This window comes from Corynebacterium marquesiae (assembly GCF_030229635.1).
GTDB classification, from domain to species: domain Bacteria; phylum Actinomycetota; class Actinomycetes; order Mycobacteriales; family Mycobacteriaceae; genus Corynebacterium; species Corynebacterium marquesiae.
Map to the genome: position 1 here is coordinate 155085 of NZ_JASPII010000002.1, position 21718 is coordinate 176802.

The 21718-nt window shown below is 59.2% G+C and carries 22 protein-coding genes; 4 read left to right on the forward strand and 18 right to left on the reverse strand.

The window, feature by feature from the left end; translation table 11 throughout:
- Positions 1-13: 13 nt before the first annotated feature.
- Genes pyrF through pyrR form a run of 6 tightly spaced genes read right to left on the reverse strand, consistent with a single transcriptional unit; the run spans position 14 to position 8348 of the window.
- Positions 14-853 carry an orotidine-5'-phosphate decarboxylase gene (pyrF, locus tag QP971_RS02230; RefSeq protein WP_284810753.1) on the reverse strand — a complete coding sequence of 280 codons (840 nt, stop codon included), beginning with the start codon at positions 851-853 and terminating at the stop codon, positions 14-16.
- Positions 837-4178: a carbamoyl-phosphate synthase large subunit gene (gene carB, locus QP971_RS02235; RefSeq protein ID WP_284810755.1), complete on the reverse strand. Its 3342-nt coding sequence runs from the start codon at positions 4176-4178 to the stop codon at positions 837-839. Before carB ends, pyrF begins: the two co-directional genes overlap by 17 nt.
- Positions 4179-4203: 25 nt before the next feature.
- Entirely contained in the window at positions 4204-5385 is a 1182-nt protein-coding gene (carA, locus tag QP971_RS02240) for a glutamine-hydrolyzing carbamoyl-phosphate synthase small subunit (protein WP_284787080.1), read from the reverse strand.
- A gap of 23 nt (positions 5386-5408) precedes the next feature.
- On the reverse strand, positions 5409-6746 hold the full coding sequence (locus QP971_RS02245) for a dihydroorotase (RefSeq protein ID WP_284810757.1): 1338 nt from the start codon (positions 6744-6746) through the stop codon (positions 5409-5411).
- 34 nt (positions 6747-6780) lie between these two features.
- Positions 6781-7737: an aspartate carbamoyltransferase catalytic subunit gene (locus QP971_RS02250; RefSeq protein WP_049378228.1), complete on the reverse strand. Its 957-nt coding sequence runs from the start codon at positions 7735-7737 to the stop codon at positions 6781-6783.
- Between the two features lie 2 nt (positions 7738-7739).
- The gene (gene pyrR / locus QP971_RS02255) at positions 7740-8348 is read right to left on the reverse strand and encodes a bifunctional pyr operon transcriptional regulator/uracil phosphoribosyltransferase PyrR (protein ID WP_049378229.1); all 609 of its coding nucleotides are present in this window, start codon (positions 8346-8348) and stop codon (positions 7740-7742) included.
- A gap of 492 nt (positions 8349-8840) precedes the next feature.
- Here pyrR and QP971_RS02260 point away from each other — a divergent pair, with 492 nt between their 5' ends.
- On the forward strand, positions 8841-10034 hold the full coding sequence (locus QP971_RS02260; RefSeq protein WP_284787048.1) for an ATP-binding protein: 1194 nt from the start codon (positions 8841-8843) through the stop codon (positions 10032-10034).
- Positions 10035-10480: 446 nt separating this feature from the next.
- Here the strand turns inward: QP971_RS02260 and QP971_RS02265 are convergent, their stop codons facing one another.
- Together QP971_RS02265 and QP971_RS02270 are read right to left on the reverse strand one after the other, a co-directional pair.
- On the reverse strand, positions 10481-10627 hold the full coding sequence (locus QP971_RS02265) for a hypothetical protein (RefSeq protein WP_162531647.1): 147 nt from the start codon (positions 10625-10627) through the stop codon (positions 10481-10483).
- 285 nt (positions 10628-10912) lie between these two features.
- The gene (locus QP971_RS02270) at positions 10913-11068 is read right to left on the reverse strand and encodes a hypothetical protein (RefSeq protein ID WP_193393077.1); all 156 of its coding nucleotides are present in this window, start codon (positions 11066-11068) and stop codon (positions 10913-10915) included.
- Between the two features lie 283 nt (positions 11069-11351).
- Between QP971_RS02270 and QP971_RS02275 the strand changes: the two genes are divergently transcribed.
- Positions 11352-11843, forward strand: a complete 492-nt coding sequence (locus tag QP971_RS02275) for a YbjN domain-containing protein (protein ID WP_049378231.1) — start codon at positions 11352-11354, stop codon at positions 11841-11843.
- Positions 11836-12348: a YbjN domain-containing protein gene (locus QP971_RS02280; RefSeq protein WP_284787046.1), complete on the forward strand. Its 513-nt coding sequence runs from the start codon at positions 11836-11838 to the stop codon at positions 12346-12348. Before QP971_RS02275 ends, QP971_RS02280 begins: the two co-directional genes overlap by 8 nt.
- 87 nt (positions 12349-12435) lie before the next feature.
- On the opposite strand, the gene QP971_RS02285 is transcribed toward QP971_RS02280, so the two are convergent.
- The 3 genes from QP971_RS02285 to efp form a co-directional block, all read right to left on the reverse strand.
- Positions 12436-13290, reverse strand: coding sequence for a PPK2 family polyphosphate kinase (locus QP971_RS02285; protein ID WP_284787045.1), 855 nt, complete (start codon positions 13288-13290; stop codon positions 12436-12438).
- Between the two features lie 110 nt (positions 13291-13400).
- A complete protein-coding gene (gene nusB, locus QP971_RS02290) occupies positions 13401-14030 on the reverse strand; it encodes a transcription antitermination factor NusB (protein ID WP_239273210.1) in 630 nt (209 codons plus the stop codon).
- 11 nt (positions 14031-14041) lie between these two features.
- Positions 14042-14605 (reverse strand): elongation factor P, encoded by a 564-nt coding sequence (gene efp, locus QP971_RS02295; protein ID WP_023021466.1) that lies wholly within the window; start codon positions 14603-14605, stop codon positions 14042-14044.
- A gap of 253 nt (positions 14606-14858) precedes the next feature.
- Here efp and QP971_RS02300 point away from each other — a divergent pair, with 253 nt between their 5' ends.
- A complete protein-coding gene (locus QP971_RS02300; RefSeq protein ID WP_284810759.1) occupies positions 14859-15755 on the forward strand; it encodes a GDSL-type esterase/lipase family protein in 897 nt (298 codons plus the stop codon).
- Here the strand turns inward: QP971_RS02300 and QP971_RS02305 are convergent.
- The 7 genes from QP971_RS02305 to QP971_RS02335 form a co-directional block, all read right to left on the reverse strand.
- Positions 15752-16858, reverse strand: coding sequence for an aminopeptidase P family protein (locus QP971_RS02305; protein ID WP_284810761.1), 1107 nt, complete (start codon positions 16856-16858; stop codon positions 15752-15754). The two genes, QP971_RS02300 and QP971_RS02305, sit on opposite strands and share 4 nt — an antisense overlap.
- Positions 16859-16977: 119 nt before the next feature.
- Positions 16978-17406: a type II 3-dehydroquinate dehydratase gene (gene aroQ / locus QP971_RS02310; RefSeq protein ID WP_049378236.1), complete on the reverse strand. Its 429-nt coding sequence runs from the start codon at positions 17404-17406 to the stop codon at positions 16978-16980.
- A gap of 2 nt (positions 17407-17408) precedes the next feature.
- Positions 17409-18479, reverse strand: coding sequence for a 3-dehydroquinate synthase (gene aroB, locus QP971_RS02315; RefSeq protein WP_284787040.1), 1071 nt, complete (start codon positions 18477-18479; stop codon positions 17409-17411).
- 65 nt (positions 18480-18544) lie between these two features.
- Positions 18545-19081: a shikimate kinase gene (locus QP971_RS02320; RefSeq protein ID WP_284787039.1), complete on the reverse strand. Its 537-nt coding sequence runs from the start codon at positions 19079-19081 to the stop codon at positions 18545-18547.
- 3 nt (positions 19082-19084) lie between these two features.
- Positions 19085-20296: a chorismate synthase gene (gene aroC / locus QP971_RS02325; RefSeq protein WP_284787038.1), complete on the reverse strand. Its 1212-nt coding sequence runs from the start codon at positions 20294-20296 to the stop codon at positions 19085-19087.
- Between the two features lie 68 nt (positions 20297-20364).
- Positions 20365-20766, reverse strand: a complete 402-nt coding sequence (locus QP971_RS02330; protein ID WP_349010345.1) for an A24 family peptidase — start codon at positions 20764-20766, stop codon at positions 20365-20367.
- 103 nt (positions 20767-20869) lie between these two features.
- Positions 20870-21697: a shikimate dehydrogenase gene (locus tag QP971_RS02335; protein ID WP_284810763.1), complete on the reverse strand. Its 828-nt coding sequence runs from the start codon at positions 21695-21697 to the stop codon at positions 20870-20872.
- Positions 21698-21718: the final 21 nt, after the last annotated feature.

A 21718-nucleotide genomic window follows, 5' to 3' on the forward strand; every position in this document is an offset into this window, starting at 1 on the left:
CACGCCGCCCCTATTAGTCCCGAAACTCTGCCGCCACCTGATCAACCACTTTGCGCAGGTCAGCAACGCCAGGACCCTGCTCCAGCACTGCTCGGGACACATTGGCGAATCCCAGCGATGGATGCGCAGAAACAATGCCGTGCACCTGCTCTGGACCAGCGCCCTGGGCGCCAACGCCGGGCAGAAGAACCGGACCATTGAGCGCATCGAGGCGCGGCGGGTGGTCCAACGTAGCGCCGACGACTACGCCGACATCGCCAGGCTTGCCAGCCTTGTGCGCCTCGACATTGAACGCGGCGCATTCATCGACGACGCCTTGAGCGATGGTGCTCTCCTCGCCCACCGGGACCGACTGGATGGCACGTGCCTCCGGGTTGGAAGTAGCCGCCAGGACGAATACCCCGCGGCCGGTTTCTTCGGCCTTGGTGAAAACGGGCCCCAGTGCGCCAACGCCTAGATAGGGCGACACGGTCACGGAATCTGCGCGCAGCGGCGAACTATCGCCGAGCCACGCATCTGCATAGCCGGCCATGGTGGAGCCAATATCACCGCGCTTGGCATCGGCAACAGTAAGGCACCCCGCGTCCCGCAGGGAAGCCAGGACTTCTTCGAGGACCGCAAAGCCCTGGGAGCCAAAGCGCTCAAAGAAAGCAACCTGTGGCTTTACCAAGGCGGCGGTATCGCTAAAGGCTTCAACGCAGCGCATGCTAAAGGTTCGCAGACCATCAGCGGTGGGCTCCAACCCCCACTTTTCTAAGAGATATGGGTGTGGGTCGATGCCAACGCACAGGCGCCCGCGTTCCTGACCGGCTTCTTCTAGCCGCTCGCCAAATCCTTTAGTGTTGTGGGCCATGCTCAAGCTCCTGGAGTGCGCGTACCTGCAGGTTTCCAATGCGCATCGCTTCGATGCCCTGGACAGCTGCGGTTACGCCTTGCACGGTGGTCACCAGTGGGATTTCCATGTGCACGGCGGCGGCGCGGATATCGTAGCCATCGTGGCGTGCACCGGCAGAGCCAGCAGGCGTGTTGAGAATCCAGTCGATCTCGCCATTGAAGATCTTATCCACGATGGACTCTTCGCCGTCCTTGGCCTCAGAGACCTTGGCAGCAACCTCGCACTCGATACCGTTGCGGCGCAGCATCTGCGCCGTACCGGCGGTGGCGACAATATTGTAGCCCATGTGAGCCAAGCGCTGGATCGGGAAAATCAGGGTGCGCTTGTCGCGGTTCGCAACGGAAACGAAGACGGTACCCTCCGTGGGCGGCACGGCAAAAGCCGCGATTTCGCCCTTGGCGTAGGCCGCGCCAAAGTTGGTAGCCAAGCCCATGACCTCACCGGTGGACTTCATTTCCGGCGACAGCAGCGTATCGAGCAGGCTGCCATCGGGGCGGCGGAAGCGGTTGAATGGCAAGACTGCTTCCTTGACGGCAATCGGGTGCTCGAGTGGCAGAGAACCACCGTCATATTCGGAAGGAATCATGCCTTCGGCGCGCAGATCCGCGATGCTCGAGCCCATCATGACGCGAGAGGCTGCCTTAGCCAGTGGTACGCCGGTGGCCTTGGAGACAAACGGCACGGTGCGGGAAGCACGTGGGTTGGCCTCAATGACGTAGAGGATGTCATCCTTCAGTGCGAACTGAACGTTCATCAGACCCTTAACGCCAATGCCTTCCGCCAGCAGACGGGTGGAGGTGCGGACCTTTTCAATATCCTCTGGTCCCAGCGTCATCGGCGGCAGAGCACAGGAAGAGTCACCCGAGTGGATGCCGGCTTCCTCGATGTGCTCCATGACGCCGCCCAGGTAGACCTCGTTGCCGTCGCACAGGGCATCAACATCAATCTCGATGGCAGAATCCAGGAAGCGGTCCACCAGAACCGGGTGGTCCGGAGACAGCTCGGTGGCACGCTCGATGTAGTCTTCCAACGCCTTTTCGTCGTAAACGATTTCCATACCGCGGCCGCCCAGCACGTAGGACGGACGAACCAGTACTGGGTAGCCGATGGAGGAAGCAACCTCGCGGGCCTCCGCGAAGGAAGTGGCGGTGCCGTACTCCGGTGCTGCCAATTCTGCCTCGTCGAGGACCTTGCCAAATTCGCCGCGGTCCTCGGCGGAATCAATCGCTGCCGGGCTGGTGCCCACAACCGGAACGCCTGCCTCCTCCAAGCGGGCAGCAAGGCCCAGCGGAGTCTGGCCACCCAGCTGGACAATCACGCCAGCAACGTCACCAGAAGCGGCCTCCGCGTGGTAAACCTCCATGACGTCCTCGAAGGTCAGCGGCTCGAAGTAGAGGCGGTCTGCGGTGTCATAGTCGGTGGAGACGGTCTCCGGGTTGCAGTTGACCATGACGGTCTCGTAGCCCTGCTCCGAAAGCTCAAGGGCCGCGTGAACGCAGGAATAGTCAAACTCGATACCCTGACCAATGCGGTTCGGGCCAGAGCCCAAAATGATGACCTTGCCCTTGGAGCCTTCCGGTGCCGGACGAACCTCGGTCTCGGCATCCGGGTCAAGCTCATAGGAGCTGTAGTGGTACGGGGTCTGTGCTTCGAATTCGCCGGCACAGGTATCTACGGTCTTGTACACGGGGCGGATACCCATGCGCCAGCGCAGGCTACGTACGCCATCCTCGCCGTTGAATTCGGGGCGAAGGGCGGCAATCTGGGCGTCGGAAAGCCCAAAGACCTTGGCCTCGCGCAAAAGCTCCTCGGTGAGCACTGGGGCGTCGATAAGCTCCTGGCGGAAGGCCACCAACGTAGCCAGCTCAGCGATGAACCAGGGATCAACGCCAGAGGCCTCATGTACCTCATCTACAGAAGCGCCGAGGCGAAGGGCCAGGTCGATGTCATACATGCGGCCCTCGGTTGGGCGCTCCAGGTCCTTGAGCACCGCCTGCAGGTCGGTAGCCCGCTCTCCGGCGAAGTACTGATCCGGCTTGGTCCAGAAACCATTCGGCTTGTTTTCCAAAGAACGCATGACCTTATTGAGGCCCGCGATGTAGTTACGGCCGATGCCCATGGCCTCGCCCACAGACTTCATGGTGGTAGTCAAGGTGTCATCGGCACCCGGGAACTTCTCAAAAGCAAAGCGCGGGGCCTTGACAATGACGTAGTCCAAGGTGGGCTCGAAGGCGGCCTTGGTCTCGCCGGTGATGTCGTTTTGCACCTCGTCCAAGGTGTAGCCGATGGCGAGCTTGGCCGCCAGCTTAGCAATTGGGAAACCGGTGGCCTTGGATGCCAGCGCGGAGGAACGGGACACGCGCGGGTTCATCTCGATGACGATGATGCGGCCGTCATCCGGGTTGACCGCAAACTGGATATTACAGCCGCCAGTATCGACGCCGACCTCGCGGATGATGGCAATGCCCAAGTCACGCATCTTCTGGAACTCACGGTCAGTGAGGGTCAGCGCCGGGGCGACGGTGACGGAATCGCCGGTGTGCACGCCGAGGGCGTCGACATTTTCGATGGAGGCAACAACTACGACGTTGTCGTCGCCATCGCGCATGAGCTCGAGCTCGTATTCCTTCCAGCCCAGGATGGATTCCTCAATGAGCACGTTGGCCTCAGGGGATGCGGCCAAGCCGCCGCCGGCAATGCGATCCAAGTCCTCATTATTGAAGGCCAGACCGGAGCCCAAACCACCCATGGTGAAGGACGGGCGGACTACGACAGGCAGGCCAAGCTTGTCGACGGTCTCGTGGACCTCATCCATGTTGTGGCACACAGCGGAGCGGGCGGACTCACCGCCGATGGAGGCGACGATGTCCTTGAACTTCTGACGGTCCTCGCCGCGCTCGATGGCGTCAATATCGGCACCGATGAGCTCAATGCCGTACTTGTCCAAAATTCCTTGGCGGTCCAGCTGAACTGCGGCGTTCAGCGCAGTCTGGCCGCCCAGGGTAGCCAACACGGCGTCGATGGGATTGCCCTCTTCGCGCTCCTTAACCAGGATCTTTTCGATGTATTCCGGCTCGATAGGCTCGACGTAGGTGTGGTCCGCAAACTCGGGGTCGGTCATGATGGTGGCCGGATTGGAGTTGACCAGCGTTACGCGCAGGCCCTCTTCCTTGAGCACGCGGCAGGCCTGGGTGCCGGAGTAGTCGAACTCGCAAGCCTGGCCGATGACGATTGGGCCGGAGCCGATGACCAGGACGTGGTTGATGTCGTTGCGCTTTGGCATAGTTATTCTTCCTTTTCCTGGTTGTCTACTTATTTGGGGTGTGGTTAGCCATCAGTTCTTCAAACTGATCGAATAGAGGGTTGGCATCGTGCGGGCCCGCAGCGGATTCTGGGTGATACTGCACGGAGTAGGCCATGCCGTTGCGCAATGCCACGCCCTCCACGGTGTTGTCGTTGAGGCAGATGTGAGTGACCTGCGCGGGGCCGAAGTCGGTGGCGAACTCGGCGTCGTTGCTGTTTAGGTCATAGCCTTCCGGCGCCTTCAGCGCGAAGCCGTGGTTCTGGGAGGTGATGTCGATCTTGCCGGTCACGTTATTGCGCACCGGCACGTTGATGCCACGGTGGCCGAACTTCATCTTGTAGGTGTCCAGACCAAGCGCGCGGCCCAGGAGCTGGTTGCCAAAGCAGATGCCGAAGAACGGGATCTTGGCTTCGAGCACCTGCTTGATGATGCCCACCATTTCGTCGGCGGTAGCCGGGTCGCCCGGGCCGTTGGAGACGAAGACGCCATCCGGGTTATAGGACTTCACCTTGTCAAAGGAGGTATTTGCGGGCACGACGATAGTTTCGATGCCGCGCTGAGAAAAGTGGCGCGGGGTTGCGGTTTTCACACCCATGTCGAAGGCAACGACGGTGTACTTCTTCTCCCCTACGGCTTCAACCGTGTACGGCTCGTCGGTAGAAACCTCCGCGGCGAGATCGGCGCCTTCCATAGAGTCCTGGGACTTAACTTCCTTGAGCAGCTCCTCTACTGGGCGTTGAGCATCTTCGCCGGAGAACAGGCCGGCGGCAATGGAGCCGTAGTTGCGCAGGTGGCGAACCAAGGTGCGGGTATCGATGCCGCGAATGCCGATGACCCCCTGCTTTTCCATCTCTTCGCTCAAGCTGCGCTCTGCGCGCCAGTTGGATACGCGCTGTGCAAGGTCGCGGATAACGAGGCCAGCAACCCAGATGCGGTTTCCGTGGGACTCGTTGTCCTCATCATTCCAACCGGTATTGCCAATGTGCGGCGCGGCGGATACCACGATCTGGCGGTGGTAGGACGGGTCCGTCATGGTTTCCTGGTAGCCGGTCATCGCCGTGGTGAATACGGCCTCGCCCAAGGTGGTGCCGGTGGCGCCAAAGCCATAACCACGGAAGGTGCGCCCGTCCGCGAGAACGAGGATTGCTGGGGTTCTATCAGTCACGTCGTGGCCTTTCTCTGCCATATAGGTGGTTTCAGTGTGCAAGGTTAGTCTTCTTCGGAGGCTGCCAAGTCAAAAGTGACGGCGCCTCGCAAAATGGTGTGGGTAACGCGGGCACCAAATTCTTCGCCAGCGTACGGGTTGTTTTCGGACTTGGAGGCCAGCGTGGAGGAATCAGAAACCCAGTGGTGATCTGGGTCCACAATGGTCAAGTTAGCTGGCTCGCCTTCTGCGATGGGACGGCCGTGGCCCGGCAGGCGGGTGATTTCTGCAGGGCGCTCGGACATGATGCGGGCAACAAAACGCCAATCGGCCAGGCCAGTCTCGACGAAGATCTTGGCGATGACGGCCAAAGAAGATTCCAGGCCCAACATGCCAGGGCGGGCATTTTCAAACTCGACGCACTTGTCTTCGGAGCCGTGCGGGGCGTGGTCGGTGGCAACGCAGTCGATGGTGCCATTGAGCAGCGCCTCGCGCAGGGCCTCGGTATCGCGCTGTTCGCGCAGCGGCGGGTTGACGCGGAAGAGGCCATCGTAGGTGCGCAGCTTGTCATCGGTCATCAACAGGTGGTGCGGGGTTACCTCGGCAGTGAGAGGAATATCCTGCTCCTTTGCCCACTTCAGTAGCTCCACGGTGCCCTGGGTCGAGGCGTGGCAGATGTGTACGCGGTTGCCGTAGTCGCGCGCCAATAGGGCGTCGCGGGCCACGATGGACTCCTCCGCCACGCGCGGCCAACCGCGCAGGCCTAACTTGGCTGCGGTCTCGCCTTCATGGGCGGAAGCACCGCCGGTCATGCGGTCATCCTCGGCGTGCTGAGCCAACAGCACGTCCATGCCCTTGGCGTACTCCAAAGCACGACGCATTAGCTGCGGATCCTGGACGCACTTGCCGTCATCGGAGAACATGCGCACCTTGGCGTCCGAACGAGCCATCATGCCGAACTCTGTAAGGGTCTTGCCTTCCAGGCCCTTGGTAATGGAGCCCACTGGATGGACGTCGCACAGCGCCAGTGCTTGGGACTTGGCCCATACGGACTCAGCGATGATCGGCTGGTCGGTCACTGGGTTGGTATTAGCCATGGTAAACACTGCGGTGAAACCGCCTTTGGCGGCAGCCTTGGAGCCGGTCTCGATAGTCTCGGTATCCTCGCGACCGGGCTCGCGCAGGTGCACGTGCATATCCACCAAACCTGGCAAGAGCACGTTGCCCTCGCCGTCGATGACCTGTGCATCCTCGGCTTCTGCCGTAGCACCGATGGTAGCGATGATGCCGTCCTTGACCACGACATTGGTGGGCTCGCCTTCGCCGTACAGGCGCACATTCTTAATCACCAGTGGGGATTCCGCCGGCGCGGAAAGGCGACCGGTTTCCGGGTAAGTAGTCATTGTCTCTCCCTAAAGTTGAGTGTGGGTCGCGGTTTTAGATGCCGGCGTTTTCGCCATTGGTCAGCAGGGTAAACAGCACCGCCATGCGGGCGTGCACACCGTTGTGTACCTGCTGTAGGACCGCAGTTTTGTCCAAATCTGCGACGCCGTAGTTGATCTCCATGCCGCGCAGCATCGGACCTGGGTGCATGACGATGGCGTCCTTGTGCATGGCCGCCGCGCGCTCCTTGGATAGGCCAAAGAGGTTGGCGTATTCGCGGTGGGAGGGGAAGAACCCGCCGTTCATGCGCTCTTGCTGTACGCGTAACATCATGATGACGTCGGCGTCTGCGACTTCCGCATCAAAGTCATACGACACACGCACCGGCCAATTTTCTACCCCAAAGGGCATGAGGGTGGCTGGGCCTACGAGGGTTACCTCAGCGCCGAGAGTGGTGAGCAAATCTACGTTGGAGCGCACGACGCGCGAGTGCAGGCAATCGCCCACAATCTTTACCTTCAGGCCGGCAAAGCCTTCCTCGCTGTGCAGTCCAAGGCGTTGGCGCATCGTGACGGCGTCGAGCAGCGCCTGGGTTGGGTGCTGGTGCGCGCCGTCGCCCGCGTTGATCACCGAAGGTCCCTTACCGTTAGGGGCTACCCACTGGGCCAACTGCTGCGGCGCACCAGAGGAAGGGTGGCGCATGATGATCGCATCGGCGCCGATGGCGGCCAAGGTAAGACCCGTATCCTTCAGAGACTCGCCCTTCTTTACCGAGGAGCTGGAGGCTGACAGATTAATGACGTCCGCGGACATCCACTTGCCGGCGGTTTCAAAGGAAGAGCGGGTGCGGGTGGAGTTTTCATAAAAGAGGGTATAGATGGTCCGGCCCCGCAGGGTCGGCAGCTTTTTTACCTCGCGGCCTTCCAGGGCCTCGCGGAAGCGATCCGCTTCATCCATCAGACCGATAATCTCGCTTCGGTCTAGCTCTGCCATATCGATGAGGTGCTTCATGGCTATGCCTCCCCCGCTTCGGAGCCAGCTCCACTAGTAGTAGCGGCGGCTCGGGTCAATACGACCGCATCTCGGCCGTCAATCTCGCTGTTGTATACGGTGACATCTTCTTCTCGCGCGGTGGGCAGATTCTTACCCACATAATCGGCGCGGATAGGAACCTCGCGGTGGCCGCGATCTACGAGGACGGCCAGCTGAATGATGTCGGGACGGCCCACGTCACTCAACGCGTCCAAGGCGGCGCGGATAGTGCGGCCGGAGTACAGCACATCGTCGACCAAAATAACGGTGGAGTTATCGATGCCGCCGGTGGGAATCGTCGTCGGTTGGAGTGCGCGATGCGGCTTATTCAAAAGGTCATCGCGGTAAAGAGTGATATCGAGGGAGCCCCATGGGACTGCAACCCCGGAAAATTCTTCAATCTTGTGCGCTAGGCGCTGTGCAAGTGGCACGCCACCAGAGGGAATGCCAAGCAGAATGACCCGCGGTGCATCTGCGGAATCGAGCGCCGTTTTTTCAATGATCTGGTGCGCGATGCGTGCAACGGTACGCGAAACGTCATCAGAGCTTAAAAGCTCTAGCTTGTTCGCGGTAGCGTCAGTTCCACTCATCGTGACCTCCTTCCCCGCCTCACGGTGCGGTCTTTAAAGGATGCCGGTTGATGGTCTCAAAAATGTCTATGCTGTTAGACACAAAATACTCTAGCACCTTCCCCACCATTTGGGTGAGGGCGAAAAGAAGGAGGCACATCAAGCAGTGAGTTTTTCCGCCGAACACCTAGTCCCCGCCCCGCGCGAGGAGGGTGTCCGATTCTTTGTGTGCGGAGGCTTGGTTTACAAGTAATCCGCGAATCGGTTGGGGTAAGCCACGGCTAGTTGGTTGATAGCTTGTTTCCACCCGGTGGCTTTCGCTACTTCATTTATGTGCGTCGTCTTCAATCCTCCGCAGACCGACTGAATTAGGCTCCCTCAACGCAATAGTGCCCCCCGGAGGAGCCGTACGTCCTTTTGCTCACATTTCAAAGCTCTTCACAAACTTCAAAGAATTCAAAACCTTCATAAACTTCACAAGACTTCAAAAGCCCTGTGGCTTATAGTGAGAGCATGAAGCCAAAGCACACCAATCCCTTTACAGCCACCCTTGGCGCCACTCCCCCGTTGCTGGTTGGTCGCAGCGATGCCATTGATGATTTCGGTTTTGCACTCGATGAGGGACCCGGCGCCCATGAGAGAATCTCTCTCATCATTGGCCCCCGCGGCATCGGGAAAACCGTCCTGCTCAACGCTTTCGAAGATGAAGCACTCGCGCGCGGCTGGCTTACGCTCAGCGATACTGCAACAACTGGTTTTGTTGAGCGCTTCCGCAGCAGCATTATCCAACGCCTGTCCCAGGACAGGAAGCAACTCAAGGGGCTCAACGTCTCCATCCTCGGCATTGGTGGCGGCCTTAATTGGGATACCCGCGCTATCGCGGAATCAACATACTCGCTACGCAATGCGCTTAAGGATCTGCTGGCTTATAAACGCGAACTGGACCGGAAAGCCCGCCAGGAGCCCGGCGGAGTGCTCGTAACTCTGGATGAGATGCACCACCAACGCAGCCAAGAGCTCATAGAGTTCGGGGCCACAATACAGCACCTCATCCGTGAGGGTGAAGACATTTCCGTAGTCATGGCGGGCATCCCATCTTCAATCAGGCCGCTGCTTTCCGGGAAGCTAAACAGCCACGGCGATGCCAATCCAGTCACTTTCCTTCGCCGCGCAAACCGCATTGAGCTAGGTAGAGTCTCCGATTCGGATGTTCGTGAAGCATTGGAAGAGCCCCTCCACAGCGCCGCAACCTCATGGTCACAGGACGCTCTTAAAACCGCAGTCGAGGCATGTCATGGTTACCCATTCATGATTCAACTCGTTGGCCAATGCTCATTTAGGGAAAAAGAACGCATTTCGGATGACGGCTCCGAAATTTCCATTGACTCTGCTCAGCGAGCAGTCGCAACTGCGCAGCGCAAGCTCGGCCAGCTTGTCCACGAGCCGGCACTATCGGACCTCTCGAACGTCGACCGAAGCTTCTTGGTTTACATGGCCCAAAATGATGGCCCCACCAAAATATCGGATATCAAGGCTCGCTTCAATAAAACAGATTCTTATGTGGGCAACTACCGCCGCCGGCTTCTCGACGCCGAAATGATCACCACCACCGGCCACGGCGAAGTCGACTTCGCTTTGCCATACATGCGCGACTACCTACGCGAGCATGCAGCAAGCCTCATCGCTGAGGACGTTGATTCTCAGTAGCAGGAACGCCCTACTCCCCCGTGCGTTGCACGGCGTACCTACACCCCACACCCCGACCCCTAAAATTCGCGCAGAGACACCATCCCGCCCCAAGTTATGCACCCAGCTCGCTAGCGGGCCGCGATGTCCGCCACCGTTAGAGTCGTCGCAGTGGTGGAGGGACGGGGCGTTGGCAAGCTCCGCCGGGCGATGGGGCGTGTACCGAGCGCGCGCAGGAGCGGCTTACACCGAGCAACCGTAGAGAGCTGCTTTTCGACGATATCCTGTGAGGTGATGAAGCTAAGAGGCACCATGAGGAGCTTGTCGTCAAACTGCACCACTAAGCATCGCTAAGAAATTGATAGCCGCAGTCATAGAAATAGTAGCGATTGGCTCGGACGAGCTCGGTCGCGGCCGGGACTGCAGCCACTGTATGACCCGCTCGATTTCCGCAACGAGGTGGAGTTTTAGAAAGTAGAATCGATGACTACTTCCAAGCCCCACGCAAATGGCACCGGCGATAGTGCTGCCGGGTCGGCGTCGATAAGCAGTGCAGCCACCAAGTCCGAAGGCCCCGCCTGGAGTTGGGTGCTCGCACTGTTTGGGACAGCCATGGGCGCCGGCATCCTCTTCCTGCCTCTACAGGCGCTCATCTGAAAGCGCCAACTTCACCGCAGACAGCTGATAATCCAGCGGGTCCGCCAGCATCTGCGTGGCCACCTCCAGCTGCTTTTGGTACAGCGGCACCGGCGTGCGGCGCAGCGTGGATTCCAGCCACAGGCAGGTGTGGCGAAATTACGGTGACTCATCTGGGCGGACGGTAACTTTCGCTGGGTCAAAGACCTCAATGTCATCGAGTGCGGTAAAGAAAGTGGCGGTGGTATCGCGTACGTAGTCGCTCACGCCGCCGCCCGGATACGGAAGCCGTCGGTGGTGCGCGCGACGTTGCTGACCAGCCAGTGCTCGTCACGGCAGGAAATGATCACGCCGGAGGCGAGCTGAGAGAAATCGGAGAGACTCATGGACTCCGAGGTAGCAGCTGGGGTGGGCTCCACTGTGGTTTGTCTCGCTCAGATGCTCGAGCCTAGTGATTACTAATGCGTTTTACCGCTGCCCGTCCTCAGATGGGCAGTCCACTAACACGTATGTGCACCACTGGACTTGCGGAATGGGAAACTGCGGCCCGGCTCAATCGGCCGTCGGCCACGTCGAGTTGTGAGCCGAGTGACGGACAAGACCCGCGACATTCCTGGACGGGCGGAAAGCATCAGTTCAGTTAGGTAAACTAGCAAAGGTTGACCTTTATCCCCGATTAGTACATGGATTGAGACTACTTAAGTGTCTGAAGAACCAACCCTGTATCCCGATACGCCGGTAGAGCCTGTAACTCTCGAGCGCATCGGCGAGATCTTTGCATCTGAGAACCTGGAATACCGCCTCGAAGAGCAGCCAGTGAGCGAGGAAGAGACCGTGCAGATTCTGCGCACTGGTTTTTCCAACGTCGCCATCGCCATGCAGGTGCGCGATGATGTGCTCGTGGCGGATTCCGTTTGGCGCGGCAATGTGCCTTCTTCTGAGGGACCAACCCTGTTGACGATGCTCAACCAGTGGAACCAGCAGCACTTCGCGCCGACCCTGCGCTTCTTTGAAGCTGCCGAGAATAACCTCGCCGTTTCCGGCGTGCGCGAGATCAACATTGCCCACGGTTTGTCCCGCAACCAGATCGGCGCCTTCGTGATGTCCACGCTGGATTCTATGCTGCAGTCCTTCGCCTTCGTGGAAGAACACTACCCACAGCTCGTGACTTGGGAGGAGCACAACCATGACTAATGCCTCTACCGAAAACAACCTGCCGGAGATTACCCTTGACCGCGTTGTCGAGGCCATGCGCAGCTTCGATATCGAATTGACCAAGATGGACAGCGATATTGAGGCAGCGACCGCCAATCTCAACGGTCTGCCCACTATGTTCGCGGTTCTTGATTCCGTGGTTATTGTCCGTTGCGATGTGCCTACCGACGCCGCCTATTCCAAGGCCGACGCCGGCCTCTTTCTCGCGGCTAACCAGATCAACTCCGTCGCCTTCGGCGCCCGCGCAGTTATCTCGGAGCACGATGACATGCTGGTAGTACGCACCGAGCGCGATATCCCTGCCGCTGCCGGCATGACCGATGAGCAGCTGCAGGCAGCCTTGAAATCTGCAGTAGACGGCGTAATCCGTGGACAGGACGCCATGGTCTCTGCTGCGGAAGAAATGGCCAAGCTTGGCTCCGAAACTGCTGGCAAGGCCGGCGCGGAAGGCAATAGCTCCGGTGCTGGAGATGCCACGAGTTAACTAACGCCGCCTAAGAAGCAAGCTCCCTTAGCCTTCCATTCCTCATGCGGGATTGGGCGGCAGAAAGGGAGCTTTTCTTGTGGACATTCACTCGGAGTCGAGAATGCGCTGGCGTTCTTGCTCAGGATCAAAATCCGGTGCAGGCCAAGAAAGCTCTAGGTGGCGCAACGCGTCCACGATGAGGAATTTCAAGGCCATGCGGGCGTATTTCTTATTGTCCGTGGGGAGGACATACCACGGTGCCCAGATTTCATCTGTTCGGCGAATGGCATCTTCATAAGCGGCCATGTACTCGTCCCAATATCCGCGCTCCTCAATATCGGATGGATCGTATTTCCAATATTTGTCCTCGCGTTCGGTGCGCTCCAGGAGGTTTTCTTTTTGGAACTGCGGAGAGATATGCAGAAATATCTTTAAAATCTTAACGTTGCGGCCGGCAAGGCCCTGCTCATAGTCCCGTATGGCTGCAAAACGGCGATCCACTTCGTCTTCGTCTACCCATTTATGTACCCGCTGGATGAGCACATCTTCATAATGGGAGCGGTCGAACGCCACAACCTGGCCCGGCAGGGGGTCATGTTTGCGAATGCGCCACAAAAAGTCGTGCGCCAATTCCTCGTCCGTCGGTTTGCCAAAGCCCACAGTTTTGGTGCCTTGCGGGTCAAAGACCGAAAAGACATTACGGATGGCGCCGCCCTTGCCGGAGGTATCCATCCCTTGCAAAACCACCAGTAAAGACGGCGCGCTACCTTCATGCGCGCGACCATTAGCAAAAAGACGCTCTTGGAGTTCATAAAGCTCTTCGTCGTAACGTGCAAAGCGAGCAGCAAGGTCGGCCTTAGAGCCACTAAAACCTGGCGTAGCGGCAGGGTCTACATCAGCGAGGCGGAAGTTCTTCCCTGCTCTCAGGCCCAGCGCATCATGAATCTTGAATTTGCCCATGCCTGCCATGGTACAAAATACCGCCCGCCGCCAGCCTGGTGTTTCTACCAAGCCGACCGCAGGCGGAAAATTGGCTCACGATAAAAGGGCGCGAGTACTACTCGACGGTGCTACTCGGCCGAGTCTTCCGCAGATTCAGAATCCTCATCAGTCGCGGTTGCGTTGCTCGCAGTCTCTGCCGATTCGGCTGGTGGAACGGCATCCGTCGTGTCCTTAGCCGCAGCAGCATCGTGTTCTTCTTCCTCTAGGCCCTGGTGCTCTGCAGACATCGGGCTTTCGGCGGAGCGGGACTGCGCCACATCGTCCAATACCGCGTGGATATACGGTGCTGCCTGCTCATTGGAGTACTGAGAGGCGATTTCTACGCCTTCTACTACAGCGGTGGCGGTAGGAATATCGGGATTGAAGAGTAGCTCCCAAACCGAAACGCGCAGGATAGCGCGGTCTACTGCGGGAATACGGTGCAGTTCCCAGTCCTCAGAAAGGTAGCGAGCGATGGTGTCATCGATGACATCCAGCTCTTCAGCGACGCCCTTGACAATCACCTGCGTGTATTCGGCCACAGGTGCTACCGCATTGCGATCCTCACGTGCCAAGGCGATGCGATCCTCCACGATGGCAACGGGGTCAACGTCCCTATTTTCCGCTTCGTAGAGGATATCGGCGGCACGACGACGTGCACGGTACCGCGCGGTGTGCCGCTTGTAGTTGATATCGCGCTTAGGGGTGTTATCAGACACAGTCAGATGCCCTAGTTGTTAACGCGGGAGAGGTACTCGCCGGTGCGGGTATCAATCTTGAGAACGTTGCCGATCTCAATGAACAGCGGAACCTGGATTTCAGCACCGGTTTCCAGGGTGGCAGGCTTGGTGCCGCCGGAAGAACGGTCACCCTGCAGGCCAGGTTCGGTGTGCTCTACCTTGAGGTCTACGGAGATAGGCAGTTCTGCAAAGAGTGCCTCATCCTCGTAGAAGGAAACCTGAACGCGCATGTTCTCCAGCAGGAAGCGAGCGGCATCGCCGAACTTCTCCGGCGGGAGCTCGAACTGCTCGAAGGTCTTTTCATCCATAACAACGTAGCTGGTGCCATCGTTGTACAGGTAGGTCATATCGCGGCGGTCCACGGTTGCGGTCTCTACCTTTACGCCAGCATTCCACGTCTTGTCCACGGTCTTACCGGAGACAACATCCTTGAGCTTGGTACGCACGAAGGCTGGGCCCTTGCCCGGCTTCACGTGCTGGAACTCAACGATCTGCATCAGTTTGTTGTCGATCTTCAGAACGAGGCCGTTCTTGAAATCAGTAGTATCAGCCATTGCGGTTAAACTCCCGAAAATTGTGGACTAAAGGTTGAAAACAATGTTTAAGCCTACCGGACAACTGCCCCTTGGGGTATTACCGGTCCCCCGTTTCTGCCCCACAGTATTCTGCGGAGTGGCTTTCGGGGCCTTTCGCCTGCCCAAAGCGGATAGACGCGCGGACAATCAATGGTTTTTATCCAGCAATAACTCGCTGTACGATAAGACTTTGCTTTATTGATTTTTCACATATCTACCAAGGATTTTTGCGATGTCTCTCAAGAAGCTTTACGCCGCGGCTACCGCTACTGGCGCAACCGTAGCAGCACTCTCCGCGCCGCAGGCCATGGCGGCAGACGCCCAGACTGTGATGTTCGGCGATTCTGTCTTTGCCAACCCAACCTATGGCCAAATTGGTACTACCTCGAGCCTGTCCCCTTCGGCAAGCACTACGCTCTCTTCTGCCACCCACGGCATCGAAGACGCTCCTGGCGCACCGTCCCCACAGGGTTGCCCGCAGGGTCAGAGTAATGTTGGCCGCGAATTGGGGCGCGTTTCAGGTCAGCACGTAGCCAACTATGCATGCTCTGCGGCGAAGGCCGCCGGCCACTCCCACCGCAAGGACTTCCAGGAACAGATCAACGGAGCCATTGCCAATAATGATCTCAACGGTGCCACCAAAAATGTTTTAATTCAGTTCGGCGCCAATGATTTCCAGGAAATCGTGCGCCCATCTCTTTCTTCTTCCAACCCCTACTACGACGGAATGAAGCATTCGATCCAGCGGATTCGCCACGCCGCCCCGAATGCCCGCATCAGCGTTGTAGGCTATCCCGCTATCTCCGCCCGCAATGGCGCGGTATGCCCGCTGCGCACCTCCGCACCGGGTTCCTCTGAAGCCGGGTTCAACATGGACTACGCGGGCCTGGTTCGCACCGGTGAGGACCAAGTCAATAGCGCCATGTACAAGGCAGCACGCGCAAACGGCGTGCAGTACTACAACCTACGTGCCGACTCCATTGATCACGGCATGTGCGCGCCGGACAGCACTCGCTGGATTTCCGGCAAGTGGGAGTACTCCGTACCGCACAACCTCTTTAATCACCTCACGCACCTGGGTAACCGCAACGTCGCCCAGCTGCTTAACTCCAAGGTGCTGGCTCACTAGGCGGGCAGTTCAGTAAATTCCTTCGTCGCGGCAGTAATGATCTTCGGTGCGCCATCGGTAATGATGAGGGTATCTTCGATGCGCACGCCGCCCTTGCCTGGCACATAAATTCCCGGCTCGATGGTCAGAGTCATGCCGGCGACGAGTTCGCCCTTACCCGTCTGTGCCGCGAACGGGGCCTCGTGAACGTCTAGGCCCACGCCGTGGCCTGTCGAGTGCACAAAGTAGTCGCCGTAGCCCGCGGCGGAGATGACATCGCGGCAGGCGGCGTCGACGTCGGCAAGCTTAGCGCCCGGTACCGAGGCTGCCACGCCCGCCTTTTGGGCGCGGAGCGCCACATCATAGATTTCCTTGGCAAAATCATTCGCCGTGCCCACGACGTAGGTGCGGGTGCAATCGGAGTTGAACCCGCGCAGGTGCGCACCGAAATCGATGGTCACAAGGTCGCCGTCCTCGATGACCCGGTCATCGGCACCATGGTGCGGCATCGCCGAATTCGGGCCAGAAGCGACAATGGTATCGAAGCTCACCCGCTCCGAGCCGAGCATGCGCATCCGATATTCCAAATCGGCGGCCACCTGGCGCTCGGTGCGGCCGGCACGCAGCTCACCAGCGGCGAGTAGATCCTCCAGCGCCTGATTAGCCAGCGCGGCAATCTCTTCCAGCTTTTCTAGCTCGAGCGAATCCTTGACCAACCGAATTTTTTCAATGACCCCGGCGATGGGAACCAAGGTAACCGACTCTGGGGCGGACTCTTCCAGGTCCTTCAGCTCAGAGACCGAGAGGTAGTCGGCTTCAAAACCGACTCGAACCGGCCCCTCGACATCGGCAAACTGCTGCAGGAGTACCTTTCCTACCGCGCGGCCTTGGATAGCCTCCAGATCGGGAACCTCTCGGGCGATCTGCGTGGTGTACCGGCCGTCGGTAGCAACCTGCGCGGTAAGGTCTTTGCGCAAAAGTAGCCCGCCATTCGAGCCGGAGAATCCCGAAAGGTAGCGCACGTGCGTGAGGTGGGTAACCAGAACGGCATCGATGCGCTGGCCGGCTAGTTCCGCGGCAAGCTTGCGGCGCCGGTCACTAAAACGGGTATCTGCCAAAGCCATGATTTCATCCTTCTGGGTCGACTGCGGTGTAGAAAGTATCCACCCAGTATATCGACCCTGCCACCGCAGATGGGCGGATTTCTTTCTAGCCGGCTGCCGCCCAGCCCGTTCGTGGGGGCTTATTGGCAGAGATAGTCCACTGCCGCCACGTAGCCGAAGACACCCAACCCCGCGATGACGCCGCTGGCAATAGGGCTGAGATAGGAGTGACGGCGGAAGGACTCGCGCGCATGCACATTAGAAATATGCACCTCTACGAATCCGGCGCCATCGGCTACCTCTGCCAGGGCATCCCGCAGGGCCACTGAGGTATGGGTAAAACCGCCGGGGTTGATAATCACCGGGTGGCCCGCATCCGCGGCGGCATGCACCTTCTCAATGAGCTCACCCTCATGGTTGGACTGGAAGCACTCTACTTCTGCACCGTGCGCGGCGGCGCGCGAGGAGACTATCTTCTCTACATCCGCCAGGGTGGTGGAGCCGTAGACATCCGGTTGCCGTTTTCCCAAGCGGTTCAAGTTCGGGCCATTGAGGACAATAATCTTCATTTCTACTCCGAAATCGCGGCGTAGGCCGCTTCTAGCTCTTCCGTACTGGGGCCTTCGAGACGGGTGGTCTCGCCCACCCCGGTCAAGGCTACAAACCGGATCTGTCCGTCGCGGTTCTTCTTATCGTGGGTCATTGCCTCATACAGGTCCGCGAACTGCCCTGGCCTATACGTAGTCGGCAGCCCAATGCTGTGCAGGATCCGGCGGTGCTTTTCCACCAGTTCCGCGTCAATGAGGCTCCGCGCATGCGCTAGGTGGGCGATAAACATCATACCCACCGCCACCGCGTGGCCATGGCGCCATTCATAATGTTCATGGCGCTCCACCGCATGGCCAAAGGTATGGCCGTAGTTGAGCGTTTCACGCAGGCCCGATTCCTTGAGATCCTCGCCCACCACCGCGGCCTTTACCGCGATGGAGCGCTCAATCAATTCTGGAAGGTAGCCCTGTGGGTCCACACATGCGGCGGGGTCGCTGTCATAGCGTTCAAGGATCACCGGGTCATGGATGAATCCGGTTTTGATGATTTCCGCCGAACCAGCAACAATTTCCGCCGCAGGCAGGGTTTCGAGGCGCTCGAGATCCACGAACACAGAATCCGGCTCATGAAAGGCGCCAACGAGGTTCTTGCCGGCTGCGGTATTGATGCCGGTTTTGCCGCCGACGGCCGCGTCAACCATGGCCAATAGCGTGGTGGGTACCTGAATGACCTTGATGCCGCGCATCCACCCGGCCGCGGCAAACCCAGCCAAATCGGTGGTAGCGCCACCGCCGAGGCCGATGATGACGTCACGGCGATTAAAGCCCTTCTCCCCCAGCTGATCCCACACGCCGCCGATGACGTTGAGCTGCTTGGCGGCCTCGGCATCGGGGACGTCGATAAGCGTAGGCTCCACCCCTTCAGCGGCAACGAGTTCTGCTAAGCGCTCGGCCGCAGCACGCAGCGGCGGCTGGCAGATAATGCCCGCCTGGACTGCACCAATCTGTGCACAGCGCTGCGCGATGTCCCGGTTGAGATCGGTGCCAATGCGAACTTCATAGGGCTGTGGTCCATTAACGGCAATGCTGGGCATGGTGGTCCTTTCCGTTCGTCGCCGAGGCACTGGGGCGAGGAACTAGTGTTAGCGCGGCGGGGAATCTACAGGGTATCGAGGAAGCCGAGGATATCGCCCACCACCTGCTGTGGGGTCCGAGCATCGGTGCGTACCCGGTAATCTGCCACCTCCTGGTAATACGGGCGCCGCACCTCCACGAGGTTGCGGTAGTGCTCGAGTGGATTGTCGGATGCAAGCACCGGCCGATTGCTATCCCCGGATGTACGCCGTGCGCCTTCTTCGGGGGAGATATCCAAAAAGATGACGGTATGGCGCTCCAGCAGCTCACGGGTGGAATCCGTCAACACTGCCCCGCCGCCGAGGCTGACTACTCCACCAGTGCGCAGTGCCGCAGCAACGTGTTCAGCTTCGAGCGCGCGAAAGTCAGGTTCACCTAGCTCGCTAAAAATTTCCCCGCACGGCTTATTCTTAGCCTGTTCAATAAGATGATCCGAATCCACCAGTTCGCAGCTCAAGGCGTGGGAAAGGCGACGGCCAATGGTGGATTTACCCGCACCTGGCGGGCCAACCAAAACAACGCGTGGACGGGGCAGTCCCGTAACGGCGGTTGGGGTGGTCATAACTTACTCCTGGTCAAAAGCAAGGCGGTCCGAAACGTATTTATCATACGCGGCGATGGCCGCAGAGGTTTCTTCGAGGCTATCGCCACCGAATTTTTCTAGCACGGCCCGCGCAAGAACGAGGGCAACCATTGCTTCTGCAACGACGCCTGCCGCCGGAACCGCGCACACATCTGAGCGCTGGTGAATGGCAGTAGCTTCAGCGCCGGACTCCATATCAATAGTGCGCAAGGCACGCGGAACCGTAGAAATCGGCTTCATTGCCGCCCGCACGCGCAGCTGCTGTCCGTTCGTCATGCCGCCTTCGAGTCCCCCTGCACGGTTGCTGAGGCGGGATACGCCTTCTTCGGTTAGCACCATCTCATCGTGGGCAGCGGAACCGCGACGACGGGCCTCGGCAAAACCATCGCCAATTTCCACTCCCTTGATGGCCTGAATGCCCATCAAGGCGCTGGCCAATTGTGCGTCCAAGCGGTCATCGCCGGAAATGTGCGAGCCTAGCCCGATAGGCAGGCCATCGACCACAACTTCAACGATGCCGCCCAAGGTATCACCCTGCTTCTTTGCGGCCTCAATTTCCGCAATCATGGAGGATTCAGCCGCCTTATCGCAGGCGCGGACCGGCGAATCATCAATAGCCTCGATGTCCGCGAACGCTGGTGCAGGCCCCTGATAAGGCTCGGAAGCACCAATAGATATCACGTGGGAGAGAACCTCGACGCCCAAGGTTTCGCGCAGAAAATTGCGCGCAACGGTAGCTGCGGCCACACGGGCCGCCGTCTCACGCGCCGAGGAGCGCTCCAGGATGGGGCGCGCTTCCCTGTGGCGATACTTCACCATTCCGGCAAAGTCAGCGTGCCCGGGGCGCGGCCTAGTCAAGGCGGCACCGCGGCCGGAGTTCATCGCTTTAATAGTGCCCTCATCGTCCATATCCAGAGGATCGGCCGACATGATGGTTGTCCACTTGGGCCACTCCGTATTGCCAATCATGATGGCGATGGGACTACCCAAGGTGAGCCCATGGCGGACTCCACCCAGCACGGTGACCTCATCAGCTTCAAACTTCATACGGGCACCGCGGCCATAACCTAGGCGGCGCCGGGAAAGCTGATGGGAAATATCGGCGCGGGTAATGGGGACCCCAGCGGGCATGTGCTCCAACATCGAAATAAGAGCTTGGCCGTGGGATTCACCTGCAGTAGTCCAACGAAGCATGCGGGTATTATCGCACGGCCTGGCCAATCCAGTACCAACTTGGCCCCGCAATAAATTCTTTTACCCCCTCAAAGAGGGTGCGCACATGCGATAACGACCGTTGCCGCTAGCAGCATTGCAGGACCATGCGGGCTCTCCTTCTGCCCGCTGCACGCCGACCACAAAAGCGTCAGAAGGGACGCGCTGCCGCTTGCTGCTACCACACCCATAAACCCAGCCACATGCCCCACCAGCATTCCCAGGGGCCAGGCGAGTTTGATGTCGCCTCCACCCACGCCTGCATGGGCCAGCCCCAGCACGAGGTAGATCCCCGGCCACCACAGCCCACTCCAATTGGCCACGACAAGCGACAGCACCGCAGCTGGAAGCGTCAGCCAATCTGGCAATCGGCGCTGCCGAACATCCCACCAGCACAGGGCTGCTGCCCACAAACAATAGATAATTCCTCCGACTATTAGCACGGGGATCACACTAAGGCACGCTGTGAGCAAACGCTGGGCGCCTTTGTCTACATGGCGAATTCTGCAGCTTCTACTGCACAGGAGTTGCAGGCCGCGCTTGCCGACGCCCCTCCTACTTAGTTGTCTGCGACCGCTTCTGCAGCTCCTGGTTCAATGCCTTCAGCATCTCTTCCCGCGGGGCCGCCACCCCGGTAAATTGCTCGAACTGGCTAAATGCTTGGTGCGCGAGCATGACATGCCCGCCGACGGTCTTGTACCCATTGGCCGCCGCCCACATGGTCAGCGGCGTGGGCCAAGGATCATAAATGACGTCCAGCACCGGTGCGTGGGCAATGGCAAAGACATAGTCTTCCACCGCCGCGGCTGGAACGGTGGACACAATGACATCGACAGTGCGAGCCAGCGCGGATAAGTCCCCGTCGAAACTGACAAAGGAAAGTTCCAGCCCTAGGTTCTGGGCGAGCGGCAAAAGTTCGGAGCTGCGGTCGGAACGGTTGAGGACCGTAACCTTTTTCACCCCGCGCTCAGCTAGCGCCCACAACGCGGGACGAGCGGTGCCCCCAGCACCAATGAGCAGCGCATGAGCTGCTGGATTATCCCCCAGAAGTTCGCCAAGCGCACCGCGTACGCCCTCGGTATCGGTATTGTCCGCATACCAACCGTCGGCCCTGCGCACCAAGGTATTTGCCGAGCCAATCAGTTGGGCCCGGTCACTTACATTGTCCGCGAAGCGGAGGGCGGCAAACTTGCCGGGCATGGTCACGGAGAAACCAACAAACTCTGAGTCGCTTGCCGCCACTAATTCCGGAAGCCCCTCCGCCGATGTCTCACAGCGGGTGTAGTCCCAACCGGCCAGCCCGGCGGCCTCGTAGCCAGCATTGTGAAGCACCGGAGACAAGGAGTGCTCGATGGGGCTACCAAGGACGGCCGCACGTGGCATGGTGTTCTACCTCTTTGTGGT

Excerpts from the sequence above, each read along its gene's own strand:
- pyrF (WP_284810753.1), bottom strand. The coding sequence starts at position 853 with ATGGCCCACAACACTAAAGGATTTGGCGAGCGGCTAGAAGAAGCCGGT.
- carB (WP_284810755.1), bottom strand. The coding sequence starts at position 4,178 with ATGCCAAAGCGCAACGACATCAACCACGTCCTGGTCATCGGCTCCGGC.
- carA (WP_284787080.1), bottom strand. The coding sequence starts at position 5,385 with ATGGCAGAGAAAGGCCACGACGTGACTGATAGAACCCCAGCAATCCTC.
- QP971_RS02245 (WP_284810757.1), bottom strand. The coding sequence starts at position 6,746 with ATGACTACTTACCCGGAAACCGGTCGCCTTTCCGCGCCGGCGGAATCC.
- QP971_RS02250 (WP_049378228.1), bottom strand. The coding sequence starts at position 7,737 with ATGAAGCACCTCATCGATATGGCAGAGCTAGACCGAAGCGAGATTATC.
- pyrR (WP_049378229.1), bottom strand. The coding sequence starts at position 8,348 with ATGAGTGGAACTGACGCTACCGCGAACAAGCTAGAGCTTTTAAGCTCT.
- QP971_RS02260 (WP_284787048.1), top strand. The coding sequence starts at position 8,841 with ATGAAGCCAAAGCACACCAATCCCTTTACAGCCACCCTTGGCGCCACT.
- QP971_RS02265 (WP_162531647.1), bottom strand. The coding sequence starts at position 10,627 with ATGGCTGTCCCAAACAGTGCGAGCACCCAACTCCAGGCGGGGCCTTCG.
- QP971_RS02280 (WP_284787046.1), top strand. The coding sequence starts at position 11,836 with ATGACTAATGCCTCTACCGAAAACAACCTGCCGGAGATTACCCTTGAC.
- QP971_RS02285 (WP_284787045.1), bottom strand. The coding sequence starts at position 13,290 with ATGGGCAAATTCAAGATTCATGATGCGCTGGGCCTGAGAGCAGGGAAG.
- efp (WP_023021466.1), bottom strand. The coding sequence starts at position 14,605 with ATGGCTGATACTACTGATTTCAAGAACGGCCTCGTTCTGAAGATCGAC.
- QP971_RS02300 (WP_284810759.1), top strand. The coding sequence starts at position 14,859 with ATGTCTCTCAAGAAGCTTTACGCCGCGGCTACCGCTACTGGCGCAACC.
- QP971_RS02305 (WP_284810761.1), bottom strand. The coding sequence starts at position 16,858 with ATGGCTTTGGCAGATACCCGTTTTAGTGACCGGCGCCGCAAGCTTGCC.
- aroQ (WP_049378236.1), bottom strand. The coding sequence starts at position 17,406 with ATGAAGATTATTGTCCTCAATGGCCCGAACTTGAACCGCTTGGGAAAA.
- aroB (WP_284787040.1), bottom strand. The coding sequence starts at position 18,479 with ATGCCCAGCATTGCCGTTAATGGACCACAGCCCTATGAAGTTCGCATT.
- QP971_RS02320 (WP_284787039.1), bottom strand. The coding sequence starts at position 19,081 with ATGACCACCCCAACCGCCGTTACGGGACTGCCCCGTCCACGCGTTGTT.
- aroC (WP_284787038.1), bottom strand. The coding sequence starts at position 20,296 with ATGCTTCGTTGGACTACTGCAGGTGAATCCCACGGCCAAGCTCTTATT.
- QP971_RS02335 (WP_284810763.1), bottom strand. The coding sequence starts at position 21,697 with ATGCCACGTGCGGCCGTCCTTGGTAGCCCCATCGAGCACTCCTTGTCT.